General features: G+C 45.9%; 11 protein-coding genes. 10 read left to right on the top strand and 1 reads right to left on the bottom strand.

Going from position 1 to position 12,561, the window contains the following annotated elements:
- Nucleotides 1-16: 16 nt before the first annotated feature.
- On the bottom strand, nucleotides 17-1,654 hold the full coding sequence (locus CLOSA_RS21755; protein WP_013273048.1) for a sensor histidine kinase: 1,638 nt from the start codon (nucleotides 1,652-1,654) through the stop codon (nucleotides 17-19).
- A 338-nt stretch (nucleotides 1,655-1,992) separates the two neighbouring features.
- Here CLOSA_RS21755 and CLOSA_RS12060 point away from each other — a divergent pair, with 338 nt between their 5' ends.
- From CLOSA_RS12060 to CLOSA_RS12015, 10 genes are all read left to right on the top strand, one after another.
- A complete protein-coding gene (locus CLOSA_RS12060; protein WP_013273047.1) occupies nucleotides 1,993-3,306 on the top strand; it encodes an ABC transporter substrate-binding protein in 1,314 nt (437 codons plus the stop codon).
- Nucleotides 3,307-3,429: 123 nt separating this feature from the next.
- Nucleotides 3,430-4,326 carry a carbohydrate ABC transporter permease gene (locus tag CLOSA_RS12055; protein WP_013273046.1) on the top strand — a complete coding sequence of 299 codons (897 nt, stop codon included), beginning with the start codon at nucleotides 3,430-3,432 and terminating at the stop codon, nucleotides 4,324-4,326.
- A complete protein-coding gene (locus tag CLOSA_RS12050) occupies nucleotides 4,323-5,153 on the top strand; it encodes a carbohydrate ABC transporter permease (protein WP_013273045.1) in 831 nt (276 codons plus the stop codon). Before CLOSA_RS12055 ends, CLOSA_RS12050 begins: the two co-directional genes overlap by 4 nt.
- 26 nt (nucleotides 5,154-5,179) lie before the next feature.
- The gene (locus tag CLOSA_RS12045; protein WP_013273044.1) at nucleotides 5,180-6,433 is read left to right on the top strand and encodes an MFS transporter; all 1,254 of its coding nucleotides are present in this window, start codon (nucleotides 5,180-5,182) and stop codon (nucleotides 6,431-6,433) included.
- A gap of 34 nt (nucleotides 6,434-6,467) precedes the next feature.
- A complete protein-coding gene (locus tag CLOSA_RS12040) occupies nucleotides 6,468-7,418 on the top strand; it encodes a sugar phosphate isomerase/epimerase family protein (RefSeq protein WP_013273043.1) in 951 nt (316 codons plus the stop codon).
- A gap of 244 nt (nucleotides 7,419-7,662) precedes the next feature.
- A complete protein-coding gene (locus CLOSA_RS12035) occupies nucleotides 7,663-8,430 on the top strand; it encodes an adenosylcobinamide-GDP ribazoletransferase (RefSeq protein ID WP_013273042.1) in 768 nt (255 codons plus the stop codon).
- Between the two features lie 18 nt (nucleotides 8,431-8,448).
- A complete protein-coding gene (locus tag CLOSA_RS12030) occupies nucleotides 8,449-8,871 on the top strand; it encodes a bifunctional adenosylcobinamide kinase/adenosylcobinamide-phosphate guanylyltransferase (protein WP_013273041.1) in 423 nt (140 codons plus the stop codon).
- Between the two features lie 22 nt (nucleotides 8,872-8,893).
- The gene (gene cbiB / locus CLOSA_RS12025) at nucleotides 8,894-9,889 is read left to right on the top strand and encodes an adenosylcobinamide-phosphate synthase CbiB (RefSeq protein WP_013273040.1); all 996 of its coding nucleotides are present in this window, start codon (nucleotides 8,894-8,896) and stop codon (nucleotides 9,887-9,889) included.
- 29 nt (nucleotides 9,890-9,918) lie between these two features.
- Nucleotides 9,919-11,007, top strand: coding sequence for a pyridoxal phosphate-dependent aminotransferase (locus CLOSA_RS12020; protein WP_013273039.1), 1,089 nt, complete (start codon nucleotides 9,919-9,921; stop codon nucleotides 11,005-11,007).
- Nucleotides 11,008-11,011: 4 nt separating this feature from the next.
- Nucleotides 11,012-12,535: a cobyric acid synthase gene (locus tag CLOSA_RS12015; protein WP_013273038.1), complete on the top strand. Its 1,524-nt coding sequence runs from the start codon at nucleotides 11,012-11,014 to the stop codon at nucleotides 12,533-12,535.
- Nucleotides 12,536-12,561 lie beyond the last annotated feature (26 nt).

The raw sequence follows: 12,561 nt of genomic DNA, 5'->3' as shown, positions 1-12,561 counted from the left end.
TCCTCTCACTTTCTGTTCAAACAATTGACTCTTTGATAACCGGAATTTTAATGGTCACGGTTGTGCCCTGATGAAGCCGGCTGTCAATGAATAAATCATACTCTTTTCCGTAATAGAGCTGTATTCTTTTTTTGATATTCTTTAATCCGATGCTGTGAAACGCGGTATTCTTGTCTTCTAAGTAATCCCGCAGCAGGGCCAGGTGTTCTTCATCCATTCCGTTTCCATTGTCAGAAACGGTGAAGATCAAATTGCTGTCTTTTTCATATCCCCATATTTGTATGGAGCCATTGGCAGCATCATCAATAATTCCGTGATTAATGCTGTTTTCCACCAAAGGCTGCAGCAGCAGTTTCAGCATCCGGAAGGAGAGAATTTCAGGATCCAGGCTGGTGCTGATGGACACATTGGGGTAGCTTATACGGATTAAACGGATGTATTCCTCCAAATGAGCATGTTCTTCTTCTACGGTCACCAGCTTATTAGACTCAGAGACGCCAAAGCGGAGAATCTTTGCCAGCAGTTCGCACATGGTTGCCAGATATGGGTAGTTGGCGTTGAGAGAAGCCATCCGCATCCGGTCCAGGGTATTGTATAAAAAATGAGGATTGATCTGAGAGCGCAGCATCTGCAGATTTAGATCCTTTTCTGCCAGGCTTTTCTGATATACCTGCTTTGTCATTTCACCGTAGGATTTTATGACTCTCTTGGTGATCATCCAGGACAGCAGCAGATTGGACAGGAAAATGACCAGGATGATCACCAGGAAAACAGGGCGCAAGAAGGATGAGGACTGGGTGATATCTTTTTTATCCGTGGCGATGACGCTGAATAATGTATGATTGTCGTTGGAAATCAAGTAATAGGCATATGGATCTCCGGCTTTTGGTGATTGTATATCCTCCCAGGGAATAGCTTCAAACCCATCAGAAGAAAATAACAGCTTTTTGTTGATATCAAAGCAGGCAAACTGCTGGGAATCAAATAATTTATTGCATTTAAAATCGTACTGGAGATCAGAAATGTTAATGCCGGCTAAAATGATGGCAACCGGTTTGGAAGCGCTGATATTATTTAACACCCGTCCGGCAAATAACAGTTGGTTGTTCACCTGGTATCCTAAGTCCTCTGCTTCTTTTTGGGTGACAAAGGATAAGGCCCCCCGATTTTCTTTTAAGACGGTGACCCAGTTGCTTTCAGGTAATTCCTTTAAAAGGTGGTATTTTTGGTCGTTGTATTTAAAGGTCATTAAATTCCCTTCCGGACGGTAAAGGAAGAGGCAATTTAACTGGGGGAATAAGATGGTCAGCTGATAATATTTCTCAATGAACAATCCATCCACCCTCCCTGGATTTTCTTTTTGCCTGGCAGGGGATTTTAAATAGCTCCATAGAGAGGGGGACACCTCGTAGGTATCACTGCTGATTAAGGATTTGGAGAGTGTGTCCAGGGCATTGGCGGTATGCTGGATGTTGGTCATTAAGTTACCGTTCAGCTGCCTTATCGCCTCATCAGTCTTATGCCGCTCCAGATTTTGGTACGTGCCGGTGATCATGATGTATGCACCCAGGAGTACGATGGTTTCCAGAATGAGCATCAGCCTCAGCTGCCTGTTCATTTTGGGGGAAGAAAGGTGAAAGTCTGAATTTTTCATTATGGTGGAGGGTCCTTTCTTTGATTGGTATTCTGAGGGGGCCGCAGTGCGAGCTGGTAAAACCGGAGGTTTTACCAGCTCAGGGCATTCGCCCTATGAAACAGGCCATGATAAGATTTTCTTATGTGCGGGCACAACGAAAATCTTCTTCTGTCCCGTTTCGCACTACCCGTTGCTTTCGTGGACATTATACCATACAAAAGCAGGGGAAACGATCACACTTTAAAGAATGTGAAGAAATGGCAATAAGATCAGAAGATATGGCAAGCGTTTGGGGCAGGAATCGCTTATAATGAGCATACGAACTAGAACACCAGTAATTGAAAAGGAGGTTTCTTATGAAAAAGAAAGTTTTGGGGGTTGGGTTGGGAATTACACTTTTAGCATTATCCTTAGCAGGCTGTGGTCTGGCTGCTCAGACGGCTGAGCAAAACAGTATGGAAACAAAAGGAGCTGCCGGTTCCAATGGGGGAAATGGGAAGGGGGCTTCTGCCGATGGGAAAGTAGAGCTGGAATTTTTTAATTGCAAGGTGGAAGGGGAAGCGGTTTTTAATAAAGTAATAGAAAGGTTTGAAGAGGAGAATCCCAATGTGGTAATAAAACAGACAGCACCTGCGGATGCGGAGACGGTGTTGTTCACCAGGGTGTCAACCGGGGATGTTCCTGATATCATGTCCGTATATCCGGCTGAAACAGCCTATCATACCATGATGGATGATGGAGTATATACAGAGCTGACCAATGAAGAGTGGCTTCACAGAGCGTCGGACAGCGCTCTGGAATTTTCTACCTGGAACGGTAAGATCTATGCTATGCCTTTTGCTATGAATTCATTTGGAATTTATTGCAACAGGACCTTATATAAAGAAGCTGGTCTGGAATTGCCAACTACCTGGAGTGAATTGATGGAGGTATGTGAAGCTTTCCAGGCAAAAGGAATTACGCCCTTTACCTTTGTAGATAAAGATCCGGGCTATTTGGCGCAGGAGGGAGAGCGAATCGTCGGCATTATTAAAAATGATGTTTACATAGACACAGAGAATGTAGGGACCACCGAAGCTTCCTTTGGCGATGGGGATAAGCCATACTTCAGAGAACTTGCACAGGCATTGCTTAAAACCAGGGAATATGCAGGAGACACCCTGTCTTATGGCATTGAGCAGTGTGTTGCTGATTTTGCCAACGGGAAGACTCCGATGTTTGTTGCGATAACGGCCAAATATATGGTGATCCAGCAAAACAACCCTGAATTGGACTTTACCTTAATTCCTTACCCCAGTCCTGTAAGCGATGATTATAAGATTCCCATTAACGTGGATATTGCGTACGGCATTTCCAGCAAAACGCCTCATCAGGAAGAGGCAAAAGCCTTCATTGAATTTTTATCAAGACCAGAGATCTATCAGATGGTAGCTGATGAAGAAGGAACCCCTCCGGTAATTGATGGTGTAAATTATCATATTGAACCCTTAAAGGGCATCAAGGAAGTCATTGACAGCGGAAATACCTTCCTGACCATGGTCAATTTCTGGCCGTCAGGCTGGCGCTCTGAATGGTCGGTGTATGTGCAGAAGCTCATTTCAGATAAGAATACGGATAATTTTATGAAAGAAACGGATCGGATCTGTAAAGAAAAATATGGAGCCCAATAACAGAAGACAATAGGGGAGCCGTACCGTCAGGCGGCTGCCTGCCATAAATAAAATGGCTATAAATAAAATGGCTATTGCAACGAGGTACTTACAGTAGCCATTTTTAGAAAGGTAGAAGGATCTATGAAGAAAAGAAAAAGGATAACAGAAAGAAATATAGCGATGTTTGCTTTTTCTGTTCCGGCAACGGTGTTATACATTCTCTTTTTTATCTATCCGGTCGGTGCGGGGATTTATTACAGCCTGACCGACTGGAACGGATTGACCAGTGATTATCAGTTTATTGGTATGAAAAATTATGTCAGGGTGCTGCTCAGCAGCCGTTTTCAGAATGCAATTCGGTTTAACTTCAAATATACGGTTCTGTTAGTTGTAAGCATCGTTGGTCTCAGCCTGATCATGGCTCTTATCTTAAACAGCAAAATCAAGGCAAAGGATTTCTTTCGGGGAGCGTACTTTTTTCCGGCGGTTGTCAGCATGCTGACGGTAGGTCTTATTTTTAATGAGGTGTTTTTCCAGGTTCTGCCCCAGATCGGGCAGCTGTTTCATGTGGAATGGCTGAGCAAAAGCCTGCTGTCCGGTTCTAAAACAGCAATTTATGCGGTCCTGATCACCAATGTATGGCAGGGGATTGCAATCCCCACGGTATTGTTAATGGCAGGCTTACAGAATGTTCCTCAGGAGCTTGTGGAATCAGCAGCCCTGGACGGTGCCGGAAAATGGGATGTATTCAAATTTATTACCTTTCCCTTCCTGCTTCCTGTGCTTACCGTAGTTATGGTATTAGTAATCAAGGATGGTTTGACAATATATGATTATATTGTTGCCTTAACAGGCGGAGGACCCGGCGGTTCGACGGAAAGTACGGCGCTGCTGATCTATAACCATGGCTTTAAGGAGGTTAATTTCTCCCTGGGCATCGCAGAAGCCGTAGTTGTGACCGTAATAATCTGTTCCATTTCATTTATACAGATAACGTTCAGTAATAAAAAAAGTGTTTATCAGGAGGAAGAGGGATGAGTCATAAATTGAAAAGTACGGCACTATACCTCTTCCTGATCATAGGTGTTATTATGATCGCATATCCGGTATATTTAACCTTAATAACTTCCATGAAAACGCCTCAGGAATTAAGCCAGAGCTTTTTTGCTTTGCCAAAGCGTTTTAATTTTAATAATTTTTATGCCATTATAACGGATTCCGGTTATCCTAGGACCGTCCTAAACACCCTGGCAATTACGTTGTTCGCTTCCATTGGAACAATCGCCGTGATTCCCATGGTCTCCTATGCAATTGCCAGAAGCATGAGGGAAAAAAGATATTATAAGTATCTCTATTTCTTTTTACTTGCAGGCATTTTCGTACCTTTTACGGTAAAAATGCTTCCCTTAGTTAAGGTTATGTCGGTGATGAATATGCTGAATATCCCCGGATTGATTATTGTATACATATCAAGCGCTGTCTGTGAAGGTGTTTTCCTCTATGTGGCCTTTATACAGGGCATTCCCATGGAACTGGAAGAAGCGGCCTATATTGACGGTGCGTCTACCTGGAACATTTACCTCCATATCGTATTTCCTCTTCTCAGTCCCATGACGGCGACGGTATTGATCAAAAACGGGCTTTGGTACTGGAATGACTTCCTCCTGCCGCTGCTGACCTTAAATAAGTCACCGGATTTTTGGACCCTTACCTTATTCCAGTATAACTTCAAGATGACACATGCCATTAATTACCCCATGATTTTTGCGGCTTTCCTCCTGTCCATGCTGCCGGTTATGGTATTTTATGTATTCATGCAGAAAAAGATCATCGGCGGCTTGACCAATGGTGCGGTAAAGGGCTAGAAGCTGACAGGAATGAAGGAGTGGAGATGAAGAAAGCAAAGGTATTGTGTAGAATCAGGGATAGAGTCTATGTCAAAAGACTATTCCTGTTATGCTGGCTTGTATATTGTGTATCATATATTGGAAGGCTGAATTATTCTTCTGCTATGGCTGAAATCATCTCAGAGCATATCCTGACTGCTTCCCAGGCAGGCTTTATCAGTATGGCTTATTTCTTTGCCTATGGAACGGGGCAGATGATCAACGGGTTTCTGGGTGACAGGATTAATCCCAGGGGGATGATATTTGTTGGGCTGTTTTGCTCCGGGCTTTCCAATATTGCCATGGGTTTAAGCCATAGCGCCTCATGGATGGCTTTGGCCTGGGGGGCCAACGGATATTTTCAGGCAATGATATGGGCTCCAATTATCCGCATATTTGCGGAAATGCTTCATGGCGAAGACAGGGTAAACTGCAGTGTGAATATTGTTTCATCTCAGATCGTAGGGACCCTGATTTCCTATTTACTGTCTGCGGGGGTGCTGGCTGTTACAGCCTGGCCCGGAGTATTCATTATGGCAGCAGTCCTGCTGGCAGCCGCTTCTTTTTTGTGGAGTATGGGCTTTTGGGATATTTGCCGCCATGGCGAGACCGCCTTGGAAGAACAGGAAATAAAAGAAACCTGCAGACAGGAGGAACAGGTTCCTGCCTCTTTTGGAGAACTAATGGTAACTTCCGGCATTTTGACACTTTTCATACCCATTATGGTGCATGGCATGTTAAAGGATGGGGTGACTTCCTGGGTTCCCACCTATATCAGTGAGTCGTTCGGAATCGCCGCTTCCTTTTCTGTTTTGCTGACCTCCATATTGCCGGTCATCAATTTATCGGGGGCATATCTGGCCAGATTTGTCTACCAAAAGACAGGAGAGAGGATCGGATTATCCGTATGTTTCTTTTTCGCATGGGCAACGGCAGGGCTGCTTCTGTTATGCAGGCTGGGAAGGCTTTCGCCGGTCATAACGGCCTGTTTCCTGGCGATGATTACGGCATCCATGATGGCAGTGAATACGCTGGTGGTCAATATTTATCCATTGCGCTTCCTGCGGCAGGGACGTGTGTCCGGAGTATCCGGCTTCCTCAATGCGATGGCATATTTAGGAACGGCAATTTCGACTTTTACCATTGGTCTTATGGTAGAGTACCGGGGCTGGCAGGCAACCATATACGTATGGCTGGCGGTGACGGTTTTGGCAGGACTTCTCTGCTTATTATTTGTAAGAAAAGAAAGAAACGGATGATTTTGCGCCGTATGGGCAATGGAAAGGAGAGAATATGAGCACCTTACAACTGGCAATTGCAACAGATTTTGCGGGAGAATTTCCCCAAATTGAAAAAATCGGAGAAATATTATATAAAATTGCACAGGCAGGTTTTACCCATATTCACTGGTGCTTTGAATGGGATGGGGATTATATGTATTCCTCCTATGAGATGCAGCAGATCAGAGAATGGATGGATCAATATGGACTGAGAGCAAAAGCTCTTCATGCCTCCAAGGGTTCCAGGCGGAATACAAACATGATTGACGGACATTACCGCAAGGATTATACCTCTGAGGTGGAGTATAACAGAAAAGCAGGGGTGGAATTGATTAAAAACCGAGTCGATCTGGCAGGTTGCATGGGTGCAAAGGAGATCGTTCTTCATCTGTATGTTCCTCATTTCACAATTTGGGAGAAGCCGGAAACAGAGGAGCATTTTTATCAGCAGGTATACCGGTCTTTCGATGAACTGCAGCCTTACTGTATCCAAAAAGGAGTACGCATTTGTATTGAGAACTTATTTGATGTACCGGAACGGTATGAGCTGGATCAGCTGGACAGACTTCTTGAAAAGTATCCGCCGCAGTTCATTGGTTTTTGCCTGGACACAGGGCATGCCAACATGGTTTGGGGCAGGAAAATGACCGATATCATTCATCGGTACCAGGACCGCCTGTATGCGGTCCATATTCATGACAACAGCGGTTCTGCGGATTTCCACCAGGTACCGGGGGAAGGCAATATCATTTGGCAGGAGGTCATGTCAGCCCTTGCCCGGACAGAGTATGAGCTGCCCCTGACTCTGGAATTAACGTGCAACGATGAGAATGTTGATAAGTTCTTAAAGAAAGCATATGAAGCCGGGGAGGAACTTACCGGTATGTACCGGGAAGAAAGAGAAAAACATCATACCGGAGTATTGCCGGGTGAAAGACTGCCGGAACTGATTAAGATCGAATAACACCAAAGGTTGGAATTGATAAGCTGAAAAAATATTTGAAAGAGAATGACACAGATAGGCAGAAATAGCCGTTCCCCGGATTTTGCGCGGGGGATGGCTATTTCTGTATGAACACGCCTCAGTTTCTTTGGCTGTTTCTGGTGAAAGGACTTCTGAATGGAAATGACATTTTCCATTATCTGTGTTATGATAATTTTAAATACCGGGCGTGCTGCCTGGTTTAAGCATCGTGAGGAGGTGGATTATGAATCTTTTTGGCAGCCTGGTTATTGCGTTTTCCATGTACTCCCGTGTTCCAATGCCCCAACTGGAATGGACAAAGGAGCGGATGAAATATGTGATGTGTTTCTTTCCCCTTATCGGAGCAGTCATCGGCCTGCTGAACGTTTCAGTCGTTCTTGGCTGCAATGCTCTTGGTTTTCGCCATTTCGGACAGATTCTTCCTGTGGTAATTCCGATCCTGGTTACAGGAGGCATCCATATGGATGGATTTTTGGATGTGGTGGATGCCAGGTCTTCTCATAAGGACAGGAAGAAAAAGCTTGAGATATTAAAGGATCCTCATACAGGTGCGTTTGCCATCATCGGCTGCGGTGTATACCTGGTTCTCTATCTGACCGCTTTTTTGGAAATGCGACCGTCCATGGTACCGGTCTTTTGCATAACCTTTGTAATTACAAGGGCCTTAAGCGGCCTGTCCGTTGTCACATTTCCCATGGCAAAGGAAAGCGGGCTTGCAGCCTCCTTTTCCGGGGCCGCCCAAAAGAGGGCTGTGGCTGTTGTGATGGTTTTGTATCTGGCAGCGGCGGAGTGGGGAATCTGGTATGTGGGCGGAATGATGCCTGCTGTTGCAACCCTTTTGATCTCTCTTCTGATTTATTGGTATTATTATGCCATGGCAAAGCGGGAGTTTGGAGGGATTACCGGCGATCTGGCGGGATATTTTCTTCAGATATGCGAGCTGGCCCTTGTGGCAGGACTGGCTGCTGTATCCCATCTGGTGCCACTGTAAAAGAGGGGAGAGGAAACCATGATATTGATTGTAGGCGGAGCGTGGCAGGGAAAGCTGGCCTTTGCCGTGGAGCTGGCAAAGAAAGCGTATCCCCTTGATTCACCAGCGTGTTATAATGAAAAAAGGGAAGAGTATGAGATTGCAGAAGGCTCCAGGGACAGCTTTGAAGCTGCCATGAAATGCCGGATCATCCATGGTCTTCATGAGTATATAAGGCGGCTTTTAAAAGAAGGAAAAAGCGTTGATGACTTTCTTTCAGCGGTCCGGCAGCAAAACCCCCATGTTATTATTACCTCCAATGAACTGGGCTGCGGCATCGTGCCCATGGATCCTGGAGAAAGGGAATGGAGAGAAGTGTCGGGAAGGGCGTCTGTAGGGTTAGCCCGGACCTCAGAAGAGGTTTACCGCATGGTATGCGGAATTGCATCTCGGATTAAATAGACAAAAGGTCAGGAAATGGAACATGATAAGACTACATTTAGCAGCAGTGCTGGCAGGATGCTTTCTGGATTTATGCTTTGGAGATCCCCGTTTCCTTTGGCATCCGGTCTGCGGGATGGGCTCGCTTATAAGCTGGCTGGAGAAAAAGCTCAGGAAAAGATTTCCTAAAGGAGAAACAGGGGAAAGGAGAGCCGGTTTATGGCTGGTGATTCTTGTGCTATTGGTCACAGGCGCCCTATCCGGGACAATCCTATGGACTGCTTATTATCTTTCCCCCTATGCCGGATTTCTCATAGAAAGCGTGATGTGCGGCCAGATGATGGCATGGCGTTCCCTGCGGGAGGAAAGCATGAAGGTCTATAAGGCGTTCTTAAATGGAGATGTGGAAGGGGCCAGAGCGGCCGTATCCATGATTGTAGGCCGTGATACAAAAGACTTATCAGAAGAGGGCATTACAAAGGCGGCGGTGGAAACCGTGGCGGAAAACACTTCAGATGGAATCATAGCCCCTCTGCTCTGCATGGCTCTTTTTGGAGGTGTGGGAGTGTTTTTGTATAAGGCGGTAAATACCATGGATTCCATGGTAGGCTATAAAAATGAACGGTACCTCTGGTTTGGGCGGGCAGCGGCCAGGCTTGATGATATCTGTAATTTCATACCGGCCCGGTTATCTGCGGCCCTTATGATAGGAGCAGGGTATGTGTGTCAGTTTTTGTATGGAATCAAGAGAAAAGGAAACCCATACAGCGGCAGGAACGGCCTGAAGATGTTTAAAAGGGACCGGTTCAACCACAAAAGTCCCAATTCAGCCCAGACAGAAGCGGTCTGTGCAGGAGCATTGCAGATCCAGCTTGCAGGAAATGCTTATTATTTTGGAAAGCTATATGAAAAGCCCACCATTGGAGATCCGGTTAGGCCGGTAGAATACAAGGACATCCTAAGGGCAAATCACTTAATGACCGTTACCTATCTGATAGGGCTGTTCCCCGTATTTCTGCTGTTTATTATAGTTTTTTAATCACAATTATTGACCAGGAGAAAAATGATATGGAATACCAGCATGGCGGTGATATTTATACGAATAACGTGATAATGGACTATTCTGCCAATTTAAGTCCCCTTGGACTTCCCAGGGGAGTTAAAGAGGCTGTTTATAAAGCAGCAGATCAGTGCGCCTGTTACCCGGACAGCCGATCCATGAAACTTCGCAAAGAGCTTTCCGGATTTCACGGCATTCCTCCGGAGTACCTCATTTGCGGAAATGGGGCAGCGGATCTGATTTTTCAAATCGTTCAGGCATTGAAACCGAAAAACGCTCTGCTGATTGCCCCTTCTTTTCTGGAATACGAACAGGCCCTTAAAGCGTCCTCCTGTAACGTGGCGTATTTTGACCTAAAGAAGGAAAACGGGTTTCAGCTAAGGGAAAAGGAACTGAAAAACTGGCTGGAAAAAAGCGGGCTGGATTTTCAGATGCTGTTTTTATGCAACCCCAACAATCCAACCGGCTTTGCTGTGAACAAGGAAGGCATGGCAGAGATTCTGGAATATTGCAGGGATCATGGGATCTTTTGCGTGGTGGACGAATGCTTTAATGAATTCCTGCAGGAACCGGAACAGTATTCGGTTCTTGATCTCATAGGCCGCGGCGGTTATGAGAACGTGTTTCTTTTAAAAGCATTTACAAAGCTCTACGCCATGGCCGGGCTGCGCCTGGGTTATGGAATATGCAGCCAAAAAGAGGTTTTGGACCAAATGAATCTTATACGCCAGCCCTGGAGCGTCTCAAGCATAGCCCAGGCGGCAGGAGAGGCGGCTCTTAAAGAAAGATCATACGTGGAGAAAACAAGACAGTTAATCAGCTGTGAACGGGAGTATTTAAAATCAGCCCTTTCTGATCTTGGTTTTCAGGTTTTTGACTCCATGGCCAATTATATCTTTTTTAAGGATTTAAGGCCAAAAGCCCTTATCCGGGAAAAGCTTCTTTATAAACAGCTTCTGGACAGGAAAGTACTCATACGTTCCTGTTTCAACTACAGAGGGCTTGACCATACCTATTACCGCATCTGCGTCAAGCAGCGGAAGGAAAATGAAGCATTTCTTTCTATATTGAAATCCATAGTGACAGAAGGGAAATAACCAAATGGCAAAGACGATTATGATACAGGGGACCATGTCCAATGCAGGAAAAAGCCTGATTGCGGCCGGATTATGCCGGATCTTCAAGCAGGATGGCTACCGGGTGGCCCCTTTCAAATCCCAGAATATGGCTTTGAATTCCTATATTACGGAGGAAGGGCTGGAAATGGGACGGGCCCAGGCGGTCCAGGCGGAAGCGGCGGGAGTAAAGCCGGAGGCAGCCATGAACCCCATCCTGTTAAAGCCAACCAATGACATGGGGGCCCAGGTAATTGTAAATGGCATATCCATAGGAAATATGCTAGCCAGAGAGTATTTTGCATACAAGAAAACATTGGTGCCGGAGATTGAACGGGCATTTCATAAGCTTTCCCAGGAATACGATATCATCGTCATAGAAGGAGCCGGCAGCCCGGCGGAGATCAATTTAAAGCAGGATGATATCGTAAATATGGGAATGGCAAAAATGGCGGATGCTCCCGTACTTTTGGTGGGCGACATTGACCGGGGAGGCGTGTTTGCACAGCTTTACGGAACCGTGATGCTTTTGGAGCCTGATGAAAAAGCCTTAATAAAAGGTTTGATCGTTAACAAATTCCGAGGAGACAAAACCATTCTGGAACCGGGGCTGGACATGATCGAAAAGCAGCTTTCCATTCCGGTGGCTGGTGTGGTTCCCTATATGGATGTGGATTTAGAAGATGAGGACAGCCTTGGAAATCATCTGGCAGGAACGGCCAGAACGGACCGGACTGCTGTTGAGATCGCTGTCATCCGGATGCCCAGAATATCCAATTTCACGGATTTCCAGGTCTTTTCATCAATCCCAAGGGTGTGCCTGCGGTATGTGGACCGTGTATCTGATCTGGGAAATCCGGATATGGCCATTTTACCTGGAAGCAAGAATACTGTGGAAGACTTACTTTGGCTGAGAGAAAGCGGCCTGGAGGCGGCCATCTTAAAGCTTAAAGCCAGGGAAATCCCCATATTCGGCATCTGCGGAGGCTTCCAGATGCTTGGAGAAAGCATATCTGACCCCTTCCAGGTGGAATCGGAAACGGCCGTCTCATCCGTACGGGGCATGGGACTTCTGCCGGTCCGTACGGTATTTGGAAAGGAAAAGACCAGGACAAGAGTGTCCGGCTCCTGTTCCTCTGTAGGAGGAATCTTTGAGGAACTGTCAGGCATGGAGGTGGAAGGCTATGAGATCCACATGGGAGAAACCACCAGATCCGTACCGCCTCTTGCCTATGTTATGGAAAGCCAGTCAGGCTCCCGCCTGGCAAAAATGGATGGCTGCCAAAGGGGAAATGTTTACGGCACCTATATCCACGGCTTCTTTGATAAAGAAGGGATTGCAATGACCATTGTAAAGTCCCTTGCAGAAAAAAAGGGGATATCCATGGAACTGGATGACGGATTTAACTATCAGGAATACAAAGAAGAACAATATGACCGTCTTGCCGCCCAATTAAGGACCAGCCTTGACATGGACCAGATTTATGGGATAATGTTCAGAAAGCAATGAGCAGTGAGAAATAGGACAGGAGAAGA

Source organism: [Clostridium] saccharolyticum WM1, from assembly GCF_000144625.1.
GTDB classification, from domain to species: domain Bacteria; phylum Bacillota; class Clostridia; order Lachnospirales; family Lachnospiraceae; genus Lacrimispora; species Lacrimispora saccharolytica.
The sequence above is the reverse complement of the archived record's forward strand: the minus strand, read 5'-3'. Positions and strand labels throughout refer to the sequence as shown.